This is a genomic window from Georgenia sp. Z1344 (assembly GCF_057652375.1).
This window is the reverse complement of record NZ_CM172728.1, coordinates 1211115-1226805: the sequence shown is the minus strand read 5'-3', so window position 1 is coordinate 1226805 and position 15691 is coordinate 1211115. Positions and strand designations below refer to the sequence as shown.

The 15691-nt window shown below is 72.6% G+C and carries 11 protein-coding genes and 1 pseudogene; 10 read left to right on the top strand and 2 right to left on the bottom strand.

The features are described from left to right. Positions 1 to 34: 34 nt before the first annotated feature. The 3 genes from AC24FB_RS05415 to AC24FB_RS05405 all read left to right on the top strand — a co-directional run bounded on the left by AC24FB_RS05415 (position 35) and on the right by AC24FB_RS05405 (position 2189). Positions 35 to 826, top strand: a complete 792-nt coding sequence (locus AC24FB_RS05415) for a M23 family metallopeptidase (RefSeq protein ID WP_425714715.1) — start codon at positions 35 to 37, stop codon at positions 824 to 826. 83 nt (positions 827 to 909) lie between these two features. Next, the gene (locus tag AC24FB_RS05410) at positions 910 to 1617 is read left to right on the top strand and encodes a copper resistance CopC family protein (RefSeq protein WP_487561163.1); all 708 of its coding nucleotides are present in this window, start codon (positions 910 to 912) and stop codon (positions 1615 to 1617) included. Continuing rightward, positions 1614 to 2189 carry a TlpA family protein disulfide reductase gene (locus tag AC24FB_RS05405; RefSeq protein WP_425714718.1) on the top strand — a complete coding sequence of 192 codons (576 nt, stop codon included), beginning with the start codon at positions 1614 to 1616 and terminating at the stop codon, positions 2187 to 2189. The genes AC24FB_RS05410 and AC24FB_RS05405 overlap by 4 nt, the downstream gene beginning before the upstream one ends. Before the next feature lie 419 nt (positions 2190 to 2608). On the opposite strand, the pseudogene AC24FB_RS05400 reads toward AC24FB_RS05405, so the two are convergent. After that, positions 2609 to 3409, bottom strand: a pseudogene (locus AC24FB_RS05400) (IS256 family transposase); the annotation flags it as partial. 316 nt (positions 3410 to 3725) lie between these two features. Next, on the bottom strand, positions 3726 to 4337 hold the full coding sequence (locus AC24FB_RS05395) for an isochorismatase family protein (protein ID WP_425714719.1): 612 nt from the start codon (positions 4335 to 4337) through the stop codon (positions 3726 to 3728). Between the two features lie 130 nt (positions 4338 to 4467). Here AC24FB_RS05395 and metG point away from each other — a divergent pair, with 130 nt between their 5' ends. The 7 genes from metG (at position 4468) to AC24FB_RS05360 (ending at position 15161) form a co-directional block, all read left to right on the top strand. Next, positions 4468 to 6327, top strand: coding sequence for a methionine--tRNA ligase (gene metG, locus AC24FB_RS05390; RefSeq protein ID WP_425714720.1), 1860 nt, complete (start codon positions 4468 to 4470; stop codon positions 6325 to 6327). After that, positions 6324 to 7292 carry a TatD family hydrolase gene (locus AC24FB_RS05385; RefSeq protein WP_425714721.1) on the top strand — a complete coding sequence of 323 codons (969 nt, stop codon included), beginning with the start codon at positions 6324 to 6326 and terminating at the stop codon, positions 7290 to 7292. The genes metG and AC24FB_RS05385 overlap by 4 nt, the downstream gene beginning before the upstream one ends. A gap of 328 nt (positions 7293 to 7620) precedes the next feature. Continuing rightward, positions 7621 to 8679, top strand: a complete 1059-nt coding sequence (locus AC24FB_RS05380; RefSeq protein ID WP_425714722.1) for a resuscitation-promoting factor — start codon at positions 7621 to 7623, stop codon at positions 8677 to 8679. A 145-nt stretch (positions 8680 to 8824) separates the two neighbouring features. Next, the gene (rsmA, locus tag AC24FB_RS05375) at positions 8825 to 9841 is read left to right on the top strand and encodes a 16S rRNA (adenine(1518)-N(6)/adenine(1519)-N(6))-dimethyltransferase RsmA (protein ID WP_425714723.1); all 1017 of its coding nucleotides are present in this window, start codon (positions 8825 to 8827) and stop codon (positions 9839 to 9841) included. Beyond that, the gene (locus AC24FB_RS05370) at positions 9838 to 10914 is read left to right on the top strand and encodes a 4-(cytidine 5'-diphospho)-2-C-methyl-D-erythritol kinase (protein WP_425714724.1); all 1077 of its coding nucleotides are present in this window, start codon (positions 9838 to 9840) and stop codon (positions 10912 to 10914) included. Before rsmA ends, AC24FB_RS05370 begins: the two co-directional genes overlap by 4 nt. Then, a complete protein-coding gene (locus tag AC24FB_RS05365) occupies positions 10914 to 12824 on the top strand; it encodes an ABC-F family ATP-binding cassette domain-containing protein (protein WP_425714725.1) in 1911 nt (636 codons plus the stop codon). The genes AC24FB_RS05370 and AC24FB_RS05365 overlap by 1 nt, the downstream gene beginning before the upstream one ends. 135 nt (positions 12825 to 12959) lie before the next feature. Next, positions 12960 to 15161: an alkaline phosphatase gene (locus tag AC24FB_RS05360; RefSeq protein WP_425714726.1), complete on the top strand. Its 2202-nt coding sequence runs from the start codon at positions 12960 to 12962 to the stop codon at positions 15159 to 15161. The last annotated feature ends 530 nt before the right edge of the window (positions 15162 to 15691 follow it).

Here is a 15691-nt window from a genome sequence, read left to right as displayed (position 1 = left end):
CTCGCCGTCCCGGCGAGGTCACCGGCGCGGAGCGATGCGGTACTCAGCCATCGCAGTCCTGACAGCCGTGACAGTCGTGGCGCCGATGCTGGGCACTATCTGCGTCGATCCCGCACACGCCCACTCAGACGAGACGCCGCAGTTCACGCCGCCCACCAGTCCAGACCTCGCCGGCCCTGAGGAGCTCGCGTCCCTCATCCCGACCCAGACGCCGGACAAGGTCGTCGCCGACGTGCCACCACCCGCGCGCACTGAGGAACAGGCGGCGAGGTCAGATGAGCGAGACCCGGTCAACGGCGAGACCCCGGAGGCGGCGACGCACGGTCCCGAGGTGGCCGCCGAGGAGCGGGCCACCGCGCCCGCAGAACCGCCGCCGACGGTAGTACTGCCTTTGGCGCAGAGTTCCTTCCGAGTCTCCTCCGTCTACGGAGGACGCGCCGACCCGTTCACCGGTGCGCCGACGTTTCACGAGGGTGTCGACCTGGCCGCGCCGATGGGCGCACCGATCTACGCCGTCGCCGACGGTGTTGTGGACTACGTGGGACCGGGCCGGGATGGGCGGTCCAGCATGATCATCGTCATCGCCCACGAGGTCGAGGGGCAGAGGTTCTACAGCTGGTACAACCACATGTACGCCGACGACCTGTACGTGCAGGAAGGCCAAGTCGTGAGCGCCGGTGAAGTCATCGCCGGCGTCGGATCCAACGGCAGGTCCAGCGGACCGCACCTGCACTTCGAGATCCACACCGATGACGAGCTGAGCACCACCGACCCGATCGCCTGGCTCCAGGGGCAGGACGCCGTGGACATCAGCGCTCTTGCGTAGCTCCGCTCGACGCTGGCCGCCGTGGCTCTCGAGCGACACCTGTGGGCTGACAGCTAGCGTCCGCGGTGTCATATGGTGCCCCCATGTTCGTTTCCAGCCACCGTCTGCGACGTGTGTGGGCCCGCCTCATCGCCCTCGTGTCCTTGCTGGCACTTGTTGTGGCCTTCCTCGGCGCGATGATCGTTTCGTCGGCCACGAGCGCAGCCGCCCACGACACCATCATCGACGCCGAGCCTGGTGAGGACGCTGTGCTGGACGCCGCACCTACCGAGATCGTCCTGACCTACAGCGCCGAGGTTCTCGACCTCCCGGCGGCCATCCTCGTCACCGACTCCGACGGCGAGGTCGTCGTCGAAGGCGAACCGACAGTCCAGGGCCGATCAGTCGTCCTCGACCTCCCCCCCGCCCTGGAGAACGGGACGTACGAGGTACTGTGGTCGGTGGTTTCCTCCGACGGACACCGCACCGAAGACGGGTACAGCTTCACAGTGGCCTCCAGCGGGCCGGACGCTGACCCGCAGGTCACCGTTCCTGATGACGCACCAAGCGAGGCTTCAACCGCAGACGCCACCGTAGGGCCGACGACGCCGGCCACCGAGGCCAGCCCTGACGCCGGTGCCGATGCCGATGCCGATGCCGATGCCGCGGAGACCACCACTCCATCATCAGGATGGCCCGTCGCCGTCATGATCCTCATACCGATCGCCATCCTGGTCGTCGCCGTGATCGCTGTCTTCATCTACCGTCGCCGGCAGGGGAACCAGCCGCAGTCCGCAGGGGACGCGTCGTGAGGGCCGTCTCCGCAGCGCTCGCCGCACTCGGTCTGGCGGCCACACTCTCGGCATGCGCGCCGGCCGGGACCTCGGCCGACGCGGGAGCCGTCGGCGCCGGCTATCAGTCCGGCGACGGCTCGTTCACCACCTGGGAAGCTACCGAGCGCGGTGAGTCGGTGGAACTGACGGGCACGACCTACGACGAGACCGAGATCAACCTGGCGGAACTGCGCGGGCAACCGGTCGTCGTCAACTTCTGGTACGCCGCCTGCCCGCCGTGCCGCGTCGAGGCCCCCGACCTCGCGCAGATGGCCGTGGACTACGACGGCGACATCGCCATGCTCGGCGTCAACCCCCGCGACGACACCGCCACCGCTCAGGCGTTCGAGAACACGTTCGATATCCCCTATCCGTCGATCCACGACGAGGGCGCTCGGGCCGTCGCCGCCTTCGAGGGTGTCGTCCCGCTGGCCGCCATGCCGACGACCGTCGTCCTCGACCGCGAGGGCCGCATCGCCGCCCGCATCGTCGGCCAGTTCGACCCGACCATCCTCCGAGGTCTCGTCGACGACGTCCTCGCCGAGGCGTGACCACGGGCGCCGTCACCTTCGTGGGTAGCGCACCCTGCCACGGGTTGAGAACGGCGACCGAGACGCATCCACGTCCGACTCGAGCAACCACCTGAAGCCGTGCGTGGCGCCGCCGTCCGCACCGTCACCACCGACTGGGAGCTCGACGTACTCCCTAGGACATCGCGCTACTGACTTCAGCCGATCCGACGGCTGGCGTTCGCCGGGCGCCCTCCCCGTCGCGGGTCAGCAGTCAGGCGCGAGAGCTGCGAAGGGCACCCCAGAGCCCGCTGCGGCAGATAGAAGCCGTGCAAGGGCCTGCTCGCGGCCGCGGAGGCCCGCCACCTCAGAGTGATCTGCTCGGGGTTTCTCGGACAGGGGCCGAGCTATTGTTAGGCGGCGGTTGAAAGCAACTGGTAGTTGTCGTGCACTTCGTGTGGTCGCTGCTCGCGGGTGGTGGGGAAGACCTCGCGGACCGCGGCCCAGAACCCGAGCGCGCCGTCGCCGACGGCGAGCACCGGGGCACGCATGCCGCGGCGCTTGCAGTCGCGCAGCAGGTCGGCCCAGGACTCGGTGGACTCGCGGTGTCCGTCATCGAGCGCGACGAGCTCCTTGGTGCCGTCGGCCCTCACGCCGATCATCACCAGGAGGCACACCTTGTCCTGGTCGAGGTGGACCTTGAGGTGGATGCCGTCCACTCACAGGTAGACGTCGTCCGTGTCGGCCAGGGAGCGGTCGTTGAGCGCGGCGGCCTCGTCCTGCCAGTCCTTGGTCAGCAGGGTGATCGTCGCCGCGGACAGGCCCGCGCTGGTGCCGAGGAGCTGCTCCAGTGCCGGGCCGACGTCCGAGGACGACAGGCCGTGCAGGTAGATCAGCGGCAGCACCTCGGCCACCTGCGGCGACTTCCGCGCCCAGGCGGGCAGGATCGCCGAGGCGAACCGCCGCCGGACGCCGTCCTCGTCGACGCGCTTGTCGTTGACCCGCGGCTGGCGGACCGGCACCGCGCCGGCCGCGGTGGCCACCTGACGCGGGGCGTGGAAGCCGTTGCGGACCACGAGGCGGTGCCCGTTCTCGTCGACCTCGTATGCGTGGTCCTCGATGTAGGCGGCGACCTCGGCGCGCAGCGCCGCGGCCAGCATCTGCCGAGCGCCGTCGCGCACGATCTCATCGAGCAGCGACCCGCCGGCCGCCACGGCCTGCTCGTCGTTGGTCTCGCTGCTCTCCTGGACTACCTTGAGCATGGGCGCACCTTCCCGAGCCGGCGCGTCAACGCCGACCCTGATCAGAACTTCCATGGGCTTCAGATCTTGCCCGGGAGGTGCGCCCGCTTCACGCCACCTCGTCGAGAGCCATCCACAGGTTCCGATCATTGCTCACGCTTCCACCCCTCTCGCGCATCGAGGCCACGGGTTGTGTCACGAGAACACCGACCCCGTCGGTGTTCTCGTGACACAACCCGTGTGTTCGACGAGGAATGCGCGCGCGGGCTGACACAACCCGTGTGTTCGACGAAAGAGTGGTCCTTCGGGAGAGCGCGCGGGGTCTCGGGCAGCAGCGTCAGCCGCGGACGCCCACGGGCAGCCCGGACTCCACGAGCTCGACCCCGCGGGCCGTGAGCAGCTCGCGGGCCATCTCCCCGAGCTCGCGCGAGACCGGCGCGGTGAGGTCGGTGAGGACCCGGACGGGGAGCCCGAGTCGTCGTGCGTCCAGGGCCGTGGCCTTCACGCAGTGGGACTCGGCCAGGCCGACGACGTCGACGCTCTCGATGCACCGCGACTCGAGGATCTCGGCGAGCGTGCGCCCTTCCGCGTCCACGCCGTCGAAGCCCGAGTAGGCGGCCTCGTAGGCGCCCTTCTTCAGGGAGACCTCCGGGGCGAGGTCGTCGAGCGCGGGGTGCAGCTCGGCCTCGTCCGTGCCGGCGACGCCGTGCGGCGGCCACGAGTCCACGAAGTCGGGTGTCTGAGAGAAGTGGTCCCCGGGGTCCACGTGCCAGTCCTGGGTGGTGACCACGACGTCGTAGGCGTCGCGGTGGGTCCGGGCGAACTCGGCCACGCGTCGCGCGATCTCGTTGCCGCCCTCGACCGCCAGTGCACCTCCCTCGCAGAACGTGGGCTGGACATCGACCACCAGCAGTGCGCGCCTGGTGCGGCGCCTGCGGTCGCCCTTCATGGCATGTGCTCCGTTCGACTGATCGTGTTCGGGTGAACTCGATGCCGCGCCATCCTGCCACCGAGTCGCCGCAATGACACATGGGCAGGTGAGACCTCCCGCACGTCGCCGCGCAACTACCCTGGAGCGCATGACCCACATCCTGTCCGCCGTGGCGTGGCCCTACGCCAACGGCCCCCGGCACATCGGCCACGTCGCCGGCTTCGGCGTCCCCTCTGACGTGTTCAGCAGGTACGCCCGGATGGCGGGTCACGACGTCCTCATGGTCTCCGGCTCCGACGAGCACGGCACGCCGATCCTCATCGCCGCCGACGAGGCCGGCGTGTCCGCCCAGGAGCTCGCCGACAGGAACCACCGCCTCATCGCGGAGGACCTGGTCGCCCTCGGCCTGACCTACGACCTCTACACGCGCACGACGGCGGGCAACCACCACAGCGTGGTGCAGGAGATGTTCGAGGGGGTCCACGCCAACGGGTACTTCATCGAGCAGACCACGCACGGCGCGGTGTCGCCGTCGACGGGACGCACCCTGCCCGACCGCTACATCGAGGGCACGTGCCCGATCTGCGGGGCGGGCGGCGCGCGCGGCGACCAGTGCGACACGTGCGGCAACCAGCTCGACCCGGCCGACCTCATCGACCCGGTCTCGCGGATCAACGGCGAGACGCCGAAGTTCGTCGAGACCCAGCACTTCTTCCTCGACCTGCCCGCGCTCGCCGAGGAGCTCGGCCGCTGGCTCGACGAGCGAGAGGCCGCCGGCACGTGGCGCCCCAACGTCATCCGGTTCAGCCAGAACATCCTCAAGGACATCCGGCCGCGCGCGATGACCCGGGACATCGACTGGGGCATCGCCGTGCCGCTGGACGGGTGGCGCGAGAACCCCACGAAGAAGCTCTACGTGTGGTTCGACGCCGTCATCGGCTACCTGTCCGCCTCGGTCGAGTGGGCCCGCCGCAGCGGCGACCCCGAGGCATGGCGCGCCTGGTGGAACGACGCCGAGGCGCTGTCCTACTACTTCATGGGCAAGGACAACATCACCTTCCACTCCCAGATCTGGCCGGCCGAGCTGCTCGCCTACTCCGGGAAGGGCGCCAAGGGCGGGAGCGCCGGCCGCCTCGGCGAGCTCAACCTGCCCACCGAGGTCGTCAGCTCGGAGTTCCTCACGATGGAGGGCCGCAAGCTCTCCAGCTCCAAGCGGGTCGTCATCTACGTGCGCGACATGCTCGAGCGGTACCAGGTCGACGCCTTCCGCTACTTCGTCGCCTCCGCCGGGCCCGAGGCCCACGACGTCGACTTCACGTGGGCCGAGTTCGTCCGGCGCACCAACGGCGAGCTCGTGGCCGGCTGGGGCAACCTCGTCAACCGCACGGCGTCGATGATCGCCAAGAACGTCGGCGAGGTGCCCGCCCCCGTCGAGTCCGAGGTGACCGACGTCGAGCGCGCCCTGGCCGCCGAGATCGCCGCCGGGTTCGAGACCGTCGGCGCGCTCGTCGGCGCCCATCGGCAGCGCGCGGCGATCGCCGAGGCCATGCGGCTCGTGGGCCTGGCCAACACCTACGTCACGGTGACCGAGCCGTTCCGGCTCAAGAGCGAGGAGCAGCGCCCGCGCCTGCTCACCGTGCTGCACACGCTCGCCCAGGCCGTGTCCGACCTCAACGTCATGCTCTCGCCGTTCCTCCCGCACTCGAGCAACGCCGTCGACGCGGCGATCGGCGGCACCGGGGACATCCAGCCGATGCCGCGCCTCGAGGAGGTCGACGACCTCGAGAACGACCGCAGCTACCCGATCATCACCGGGGACTACTCGAGCCCCACGCCGTGGGCGACCCGGCCCGTGCGGGTCGGTGCGCCGGTGGGCAAGCCGTCGCCGATCTTCACCAAGCTCGACGACGCCGTGGTGGCCGACGAGCTCGACCGCCTCGGCGTGGACGGGGCCGCGGCGGCCTCGGGTTCCACGGAGGCGGCCGGTCCGGCCGGTTCCGCCTCGTGAGCGGGGAGAACGGGAAGAAGAAGGAACGGGGCTTCCCGCCGGCGGGCGACCCGCTGCCGGCGGGCGTGGTCGACAACCACACGCACCTGCCGCTGCTGGCGGCCGACGGTTCACCGCTCGACCCCGACGATGCCGGGCTGCCCGGCGGCGCCGACCCCCTGACGACCGACGACCAGCTCGCGCGCGCGGCGGAGGTCGGGGTGCTCGGGCTGCTCAGCGTGGCCTGCGACGTCCCGAGCCTCGCCGGAACCGTCGCGCTCGCCCACGAGCACGCCGCGATCGCCGCCGCCGTCGCGATCCACCCCAACGAGTCGGCGCTGCACGCCCGCGCCTTCGACGTGGCGCCCGACGGCCTCGAGCCCGACGTCCGGGACCACCACGAGCTCACCCCCGCGCAGGCCTTCGACCGGGTGGCGGAGCTGGCGACGGACGACCGCGTGGTCGCCGTGGGGGAGACGGGGCTCGACTTCTACCGCACGGCCGCCGGGCGGGGGCACGACGCGCAGGTCGCCGCCTTCCGCGACCACCTCGCGCTCGCCCGCGAGCTCGGCAAGCCCGTCCAGATCCACGACCGCGAGGCCCACGAGGAGGTCGCCGAGATCCTCCTGCGCGACGGCGCCCCGGAGCGCACGGTCTTCCACTGCTTCTCCGGGGACGAGCGGCTCGCCCGGCAGTGCGCCGAGAACGGCTGGTACGTGTCCGTCGCCGGGCCCGTGACGTTCAGGAGCAACGATGCGCTGCGCGAGGCGATCTCGCTCGTGCCGCTCGGGCAGCTCCTCGTCGAGACCGACTCGCCCTACCTCACGCCCGTCCCGTTCCGCGGGCGGCCCAACGCGAGCTACGTGCTCCCGCGGACGGTGCGGGCGCTGGCGGAGCTGCGCGGCCTCGACCTCGCCGAGCTGTGCGAGCGGCTGACCGCGACGACCCGTGAGGTCTACGGCGGGTTCTGGGGATCCGTGGCCTGACGTGCTGCGTCCTGCACGTCGGGGGGCTCAGTCCGGCCGGGAATCCGCCGCCGACCCGCGCCGTCTCGCGTGTCGGGGGAGGGCCTCGGCCCGGTCACGGCGAGGTCACGTCCCCTGGTCGCGGGCCCGCGCGGACAGGGTCGCCGTCACGAGCCGTTCGTCGTCGTCGATCCCCGCTCTACCACGCGTTGTGGGCCACGTCGCACCGGGAGGTGCGCGCCGTCGTCGTGACCTTGACCTCAGAGCACCGTGACGACCTTGTTGTCAGATCACAGAACGGTTACGTTCGGTCACGCCCCCGGCCCCTGAACGAATGGATCGACCCCCCGTGACCGACACAGCCACGTCCACCAACCGCGCCGACCGGTTCCGCCGGCACCAGCGCGGGGTCATGGCGACCGTGCTGGCAGGCGTCGCGCTGCTCGGCGCCGGAGGCGTGATGGCCGCGAACGCCGGCCTCGGAGCGGACCCGGGCACCGGCTCCGCCGCGGGCGCCGCACTCGTCGAGCCGGTCGAGCGTGTCGACGCCGCCGGTCGCTCGACCGCCCAGCGCATCGCCCTCGACGCCGCCGAGGAGGCGTCCACCACCTACACCGTGACCGTCGACGGCGAGACCCTCACCTTCACGACCACCGCGCAGATCCTCGACGAGGCGCTGCACGAGGCCGGCATCCAGATCGGCGCCGACGACCGCGTGTCCGCCCCGCTGGCCGGCCCGGTCACCGACGTCGAGATCGTCCGCGTGACCACCGACTCGGTCACCGAGGAGGTCGTCGACGAGCACGGCACCACGGAGCAGGAGACCGACGAGCTCTACGTCGGCGAGACCCAGGTGCAGACCGAGGGCGTCGACGGCCGCGTCGTCAACACCTACCGCGTGATCTCGGCCGAGGGTGAGGAGGACGCGCGCGAGCTCGTCGCCAGCGTCACGGTCGACGAGCGGGTCGACGAGGTCGTCCTCGTGGGCACCCGCGAGCGCGAGCCGGAGCCCGTCCAGGCGGAGCCGGCCGAGGAGGCCCCCGCGGCGGAGGCGCCGGCCGAGGCCGAGGCCCCCGCGGCCGAGGAGCCCGCCCCCGCGTACACCGGCGGCGACCCCCGCTCGATCGCGCAGAGCATGATGGCCTCGCGCGGCTGGGGCGGCGACCAGTTCTCCTGCCTCAACTCCCTCTGGGAGCGCGAGTCGGGCTGGAACCACACCGCGATGAACCCGTCGTCCGGCGCCTACGGCATCCCGCAGTCGCTGCCGGGCTCGAAGATGGCCAGCCACGGCGCCGACTGGCGGACCAACCCCGCCACGCAGATCGCCTGGGGCCTGGACTACATCGCCGGCCGCTACGGCACCCCGTGCGGTGCGTGGGGCCACTCGCAGAGCGTCGGCTGGTACTGAGCGACCCGGGTCTGAGCGCCCGACCGGTTCGGAGCCTGATCGCCCGACCCGCAGACCGAGCGCCGAGCCGCATCCCACCGGGGTGCGGCTCGGCGCTTCTGCGTCCGGCAGGCGCCCCTGCCCGACGCACGTAGGCTGTCCCCTTGTGAACGAGCCGTCCGACGTCGCGCTGCTGGGCGCCTCGGACGTCCGCGCCCTGGCCGAGCGGCTCGGCGTGCGCCCCACCAAGACCCTCGGCCAGAACTTCGTGCACGACGCCGGCACCGTGCGCCGCATCGTGCGGGCCGCCGGCGTGCAGCCGGGCGACCGCGTCCTCGAGATCGGGCCCGGCCTCGGCTCCCTCACGCTCGCGCTGCTCGAGGCGGGGGCGGACGTCGTCGCCGTCGAGATCGACCCGGTCCTCGCCGCCGCGCTGCCCGCCACCGTCGCCGAGCGCGCACCGGGCGCCGCGGACCGGTTCGAGGTGGTCCTCGCCGACGCGATGCGCCTGGCGGAGCCGGACCTGCTGCCGGGCGCGGCGCCGACCAGGCTCGTCGCCAACCTCCCGTACAACGTGGCGGTGCCCGTCCTGCTCACCGCGCTCGAGCACCTGCCGACGGTGACGGAGGTCCTCGTCATGGTGCAGGCGGAGGTGGCCGACCGGCTCGCGGCCCCGCCCGGGTCGCGCACGTACGGCGTTCCGTCGGCCAAGGCCGCCTGGTGGACGAGGGCGGAGCGCGCCGGGACGATCGGCCGGCAGGTGTTCTGGCCGGTGCCGAACGTCGACTCGGCGCTCGTGCGGCTCACCCGGCGGCCCGAGCCCGTGGCAGGAGCGGATCGCCGCGAGGTGTTCGCCGTCGTCGACGCGGCGTTCGCGCAGCGGCGCAAGACCCTGCGCTCGGCCCTGGCCGGATGGGCCGGTTCGCCCGCCGCGGCCGAGGAGGCGCTGCGGGCGGCGGGCGTGGATCCGTCGGCGCGCGGGGAGACCCTGACGATCGTCGAGCTCGCCGCGGTCGCGGCCGCCCGCGCCGATGCCGCCGGAACGTCCCCGACGCCGGAGCCTCGCCCGGGTGCATCGGGGGCACCCGACGTCACGTCCGCCACCGGGGACTCCCCGACGGCGGAGGCTCGCCCGGGTGCATCGGCCGCCACGGGGGAGACCGTCACCGAGGAGGACGCATGAGCGAGATGTCCGCGCCCGAGAGCGCGCTGCCGGGCCCGGTCACCGTCCGCGCCCCGGGCAAGGTCAACCTCTCGCTGCGGGTGGGCCCGCCGCGCGCCGACGGCTTCCACCCGCTCGTCACGGTCTTCCAGGCGCTCGACCTCGGCGAGCACGTGACGGCGGCCCCGGCGCCTCGCGGCAGCACGACGGTCCGGCTCGCGCAGCACGTGGACGGCGTGCCGCTCGGCGCCTCGAACCTCGCGGCGCGGGCCGCCGAGGCGCTGCGGGCGGCGACCGGCGTGGACGCGGGCGTCGAGCTGACGATCCACAAGAACGTGCCGGCCGCGAGCGGGATGGCCGGCGGCAGCGCCGACGCCGCGGCGGCGCTCATGGCCTGCGACGCGCTGTGGGGCACCGCGCTCGGCGCCTTCGACCTGCACGCCCTCGCGGCCAACCTCGGCTCCGACGTGTCGTTCCCGCTGCTCGGCGGCACGGCGCTGGGGACGGGGCGGGGGGAGCGCCTCGTCGTGCTGCCGGACACCGGGGCGTGGCACTGGGTGCTCGCCACGCAGGCGACCGGCCTGTCGACCCCGGCCGTGTTCAACGCCTACGACGCGCTGCACGGGTACCCGCGCGGGGGGCCGCCGTCGGCGCCGAGCATGCTGCACGAGCCGGCCGCGCCGGACGCCCACACGCACTCCGACGACGCGGAGGCCGGCGGTCTCCACCCCGGCGCCCACGAGGCCGCGCTCGGCGACGCACTCGTCGAGGGCGACCCGGCGGCGCTCGGCCGCCTCCTGCTCAACGACCTCACCGAGCCGGCCCTCGAGCTGCGCCCCGAGCTCGGGGACGTCCTCGCGGCGTTCGAGCGAGCCGGTGCGCTCGGCGCCGTGCTGTCCGGATCCGGCCCCACGGTCGCCGCCCTCGCGCTCGACGCCGCGCACGCGGAGTCGATCGCCGCCGTCGTCCGGGCGGCCGAGGTGGCCGACCGGGTCCTCACGACGACGGCGCCCGCGCGCGGCGCCCACGTCGTCGACGCGGCACCGGGCCCCGCGGCACCGGGCGCTGCGACACACCCCGGGGGAGCGGCCTGATGGCGCACCTGCTCGGCGCGGAAGGGCTGCGCCTCATGGCGGGCCCGCGCGTGCTGCTCGACGGCGTCGGGCTCGGGGTCGACGACGGCATGCGGATCGGCGTCCTCGGCCGCAACGGCGCCGGCAAGTCGAGCCTGCTCGGCGCGCTCGCGGGCCGGCGTCCGCTCGACGGCGGGCGCGTCACCTCGCCGTCGGGCACCCGGATCGCCGTGCTCGACCAGAAGGACACCCTGCCGCCCGGGGCGAGCGTCCTCGACGCCGTGCACGGCGGGCTCGCCGAGCACGAGTGGGCCGGCGACCGCGCGGTCCGCGAGCTCCACGAGGGCCTGATCTCCGAGCTCTCCCTCGACGTCGACGTCGACACGCTCTCCGGCGGCCAGCGTCGCCGCGTGGCCCTCGCGTCCGTCCTCGCCGCCCCCGCCGAGGTGCTCGTCCTCGACGAGCCCACCAACCACCTCGACGTCGAGGGTGTCGCCTTCCTCGCCGCCCACCTGCAGGAGCGCTTCGCCTCGGGCCGCGGCGCACTCCTCGTCGTCACGCACGACCGTTGGTTCCTCGACGCCGTGTGCACGCGCGTCTGGGACGTCGTGCCCGGCCACGACGGCGCCGGCGGCCGCTCCCCGGTACCCGGCCACGTCGAGGTCTACGACGGCGGGTACGCGGCCTACGTGCTCGCGCGGGCCGAGCGCGAGCGCAGCGCGGCGGTGGCGGCGCAGAAGCGCAACAACCTCCTGCGCAAGGAGCTCGCCTGGCTGCGCCGGGGTGCGCCCGCCCGGACCTCCAAGCCGAAGTTCCGGCTCGACGCCGCGGCCGCCCTCATCGCCGACGAGCCGCCGCCGCGCGACTCCCTCGCCCTGACCGACGCCGCGGGCGCCCGGCTCGGCAAGGACGTCCTCGACCTCGAGGGCGTCACCGTGCAGTACGACGTGCCGCCCCCGATCCTCGACGACGTCACGTGGCGACTCGCGCCCGGCGAGCGCGTCGGCATCGTCGGGGCGAACGGCGCGGGCAAGTCGACCGCGCTGCGCCTCCTCGCCGGGCTGCAGGAACCGACGTCGGGGCGGGTCAGGCGCGGGAAGACGGTCGACCTCGCCGTCCTCACGCAGGACACCGGTGAGCTCGACGAGATCCCTCGGATGCGCGTGGTCGAGGCGGTCGCCGACGTCGCCGAGCACGTCTCGATGGGCGGGGCCGACCTCAGCGCGAGCCAGCTCATCGAGCGCCTCGGGTTCGCCCGCGAGCGACAGTGGACGCGGGTCTCGGAGCTCTCGGGCGGTGAGCGGCGTCGGCTCCAGCTGCTGCGCCTGCTCGTGGCCGGGCCGAACGTGCTGCTGCTCGACGAGCCCACGAACGACCTCGACACCGACACCCTTGCCGCGGTCGAGGACCTGCTCGACTCGTGGCCCGGCACGCTGATCGTCGTCAGTCACGACCGCTACCTGCTTGAACGCGTCACCGATCACCAGGTGGCCGTCATCGGCGGCGCGATCCGCGACCTGCCGGGCGGCGTGGAGGAGTACCTCGCCCTGCGGCGCGGCCAGCGCGCGTCCTCCGGGGAAGGACGGGTCCAGGCCGCGGGGCAGCGCCCGACGGCGGAGGGCGGGTCCGGCACGAACCTCGCCCCGGGAGGGGCTGCCGGGGGAGCCGTGGCCGGTGGCGCGGGCCGTCCGGCGGGCGCGACCGATGCTGCGCGCGAGCGCGAGGCGCGGAAGAACCTCGGGCGGATCGAGCGCCGGATGACGAAGCTGAGCGGCCAGATCGAGCGGCTCGACGCGCAGATGGCCGAGGCCGCCGAGCAGCAGGACGTCGGTCGGATCACCTCGCTCGCCGCGCAGTCCGACCAGCTGCGGGCGGAGTCGGACGCCCTCGAGGAGGAGTGGCTGCTCACCGCCGAGGAGCTCGAGGGCTGACGCGACGACTGGTGTCTTCGACCGGCACGGGTTCACCGGTCGACCACGTGACGGTCGTGCGCGAGCAATCGAATGTTCATATCCCCGTGATGTCGTGGGCGGACCCGTACCCATCCACGACGCGAGGACACCCCCATGCTCTTCCCACGCCCCGGGCGACTCCCGGCGGTCGCCGTCACGGCTGCCCTGCTCGCCACTCTCGCCCCCTCGGCGGCGGTCGCCGACGACGTCGAGGACGACCGCACGAACGTCATCCTGCTCATCGCCGACGGCATGGGGTACAACCACATCGACGCGGCCAGCCTCTACGAGCACGGCACCGCGGCCTACCAGGACCAGGCCGACAACCCCTATCTCGCGGCCCACGGCTCGGACAGCGTGACGTCGGAGGTCTACCAGGAGTTCGAGACGCAGCTCTCGGTGGACACCGGCTACGTCTTCAGCCCCGAGTACTCGACGATCGACGCGTGGGGGCACCCGCAGAACGCCACCCGCGACCAGCTCGACGGCTCCTGGCTCAACGTCACGGACTCCGGAGCCGCGGCGACCGCCCTGTCCACGGGCGTGCGCACGCGCGGCGGGTATCTCGGCTGGGACCGTGACGAGGAGCCGCTCACGGACATGGTCGACATCGCGAGCGAGCACGGCCTCGCGACAGGCGTGGTCACCAGCGGTCAGTTCTGGGGCGACACCTCGGCCGGGTTCGCCGTCCACGCCGACGACGGCGACGAGGACCTCATCATCGACCAGCTCCTGCGCCACGAGGACCTCGACGTGGTCATGGGCGGCGGCCACCCCGCGTACTCGAGCGACGGCGAGGCCCAGACGCCGAGCTACCACAACATCCCGCGCGAGGACTGGGAGGCGATCGCGGCCGGCGACACGAGCACGGGGCTCGCGGGCTGGACCCTGGTCGACGAGCGCGCAGACTTCCAGGCGCTCGCGACCGGTGACACCCCGGACCAGGTCCTCGGCGTGGCCCAGACGGCCGGTGCCCTCACCCATGACCGCTCCGGCGACCGGGAGATCCCGAACGCCGCGCCCGTCGCGGAGAACGTCGCTCGCCTCCCGGAGCTTGCGGCGGCGAGCCTCAACGTCCTGTCGAACGCGAGCGACGACGGCTTCTTCGCCATGATCGAGCAGGCGAACGTCGACGGCGCCGGCCACGCCGGCGAGCTCGGGCGCACGATCGAGAACATGCTCGACTTCAACGCCACGGTCGACGCGGTCGTCGAGTGGGTCGACTCGGAGTCCAGCTGGGAGGAGACCACGGTCATCGTCACCTCCGACCACGAGACGGGGAACCTCTGGGGCGGCGGCACCCTCGGCGAGGACGGCATCGAGATCACGGGGGAGTTCCAGCCCCTGACCGGGACGGCGGGCGAGCTGCCCGCGGCGGAGTTCACCGACTTCACCGACCTCAAGGAGAACGAGAACGAGGAGACCCCGCACTATCACACGCACCAGATCGTGCCGTTCTTCGCCCGCGGCGCTGCCGCCGAGGAGTTCGCGGCGGTCGCCGACTCGACCGACCCGGTGCGCGGGGACTACCTCGAGAACACCGACATCGCCGAGGTCATCCACGCGCAGATCCGGGCGGCCGCGCAGGAGCCGGACCCCGAGCCGGAGCCGGAGCCCGAGCCGCCGGCCCACCAGGACCACGGGTTCTTCCTCAGCAACGACTGGGAGGGCACCACGCACCACGCCTTCCGGTACGGCCGCTACTCCGACGACGTGCTCATCGGCGACTGGGACGGCGACGGCACGGACTCGATCGCCGTCCGCCGCGGCAACATCTATCTCGTCTCCAACGCACCGCGCGGCGGGAGCGCCGACCGCGTCCTGTCCTACGGGCGAGAGAGCGACGTCGTGCTGGTCGGTGACTGGGACGGCGACGGCGCCGACACGCTCGCCGTGCGTCGCGGGAACGCGTACTTCGTGGCCAACTCGCTGGGCGGTGGGAACGCCGACCACGAGCTGCGGTACGGCCGTTCGGGCGACGAGGTCCTCGTCGGTGACTGGGACGGCGACGCCACGGACACCTTCGCCGTGCGTCGCGGGAACGCGTACTTCGTGGCCGACACCCTGGACGGGGGTGACGCCGACCGGACGTTCGAGTACGGGCGCAGTGGTGACGTCACGCTCGCCGGCGACTGGGACGGTGACGGCACCGACACGTTCGCCGTGCGCCGGGGCAACGCCTACTTCGTGAAGAACAGCCTGTCCGGCGGGAACGAGGACGTCCTCGTGCACTACGGCCGGTCCGGCGACGAGGTGCTCGTCGGCGACTGGGACGGCGACGGCGCCGACACCCTGGGCCTGCGGCGCGCGCCCTGACCGGCAGGCGGCCGAGGGGGTGCTGAACGCGTCCCCTCGGCCGCCGGCGTCCGCGCGACACGCGCAATCTGTGATGCGGAGACATGTCGGAACTCGCTGACCAGAACCTCACTCCATGACAATGTTGTCGATGTGGGGCCGAGCGACGCTGCCGGCCCGTCCCGCCTGACCTCGGTGGACCCGGCCGGTTCGGGCCTCCTGACCGGCGCGAACCGCGAGCCGACGGGCCGATCGGCCCTCACGCCGTGAGATCGGCTCGTCCGTTGGGTCCCGGCACCCGGTGGCGGGCGGCGTCTGGACACCGTCTGGACATCGACTCGACAATTGTCCGACGTCGCCACCCGGCATTTCTCGACACCCCTCATTTCCCGGGACCGTGCGTGACCGATTCCGGCTTTCGGACGCGGCGCAAACGTCCGGACCATCAGGTGGTTGTTGACAGGTCGTCGGTGCGGGGGTTTCCTACAAAAAGGCATCTCCGTCAAGCCGGAGCGGCCCGCAGATCAGAGCGAACGTGTCGGTGAGGAAGT

Coding starts and splice junctions, on each gene's coding strand:
- AC24FB_RS05415 (WP_425714715.1), top strand. CDS start 35: ATGCGGTACTCAGCCATCGCAGTCCTGACAGCCGTGACAGTCGTGGCG.
- AC24FB_RS05410 (WP_487561163.1), top strand. CDS start 910: ATGTTCGTTTCCAGCCACCGTCTGCGACGTGTGTGGGCCCGCCTCATC.
- AC24FB_RS05395 (WP_425714719.1), bottom strand. CDS start 4,337: ATGAAGGGCGACCGCAGGCGCCGCACCAGGCGCGCACTGCTGGTGGTC.
- metG (WP_425714720.1), top strand. CDS start 4,468: ATGACCCACATCCTGTCCGCCGTGGCGTGGCCCTACGCCAACGGCCCC.
- AC24FB_RS05370 (WP_425714724.1), top strand. CDS start 9,838: ATGAGCGAGATGTCCGCGCCCGAGAGCGCGCTGCCGGGCCCGGTCACC.
- AC24FB_RS05365 (WP_425714725.1), top strand. CDS start 10,914: ATGGCGCACCTGCTCGGCGCGGAAGGGCTGCGCCTCATGGCGGGCCCG.
- AC24FB_RS05360 (WP_425714726.1), top strand. CDS start 12,960: ATGCTCTTCCCACGCCCCGGGCGACTCCCGGCGGTCGCCGTCACGGCT.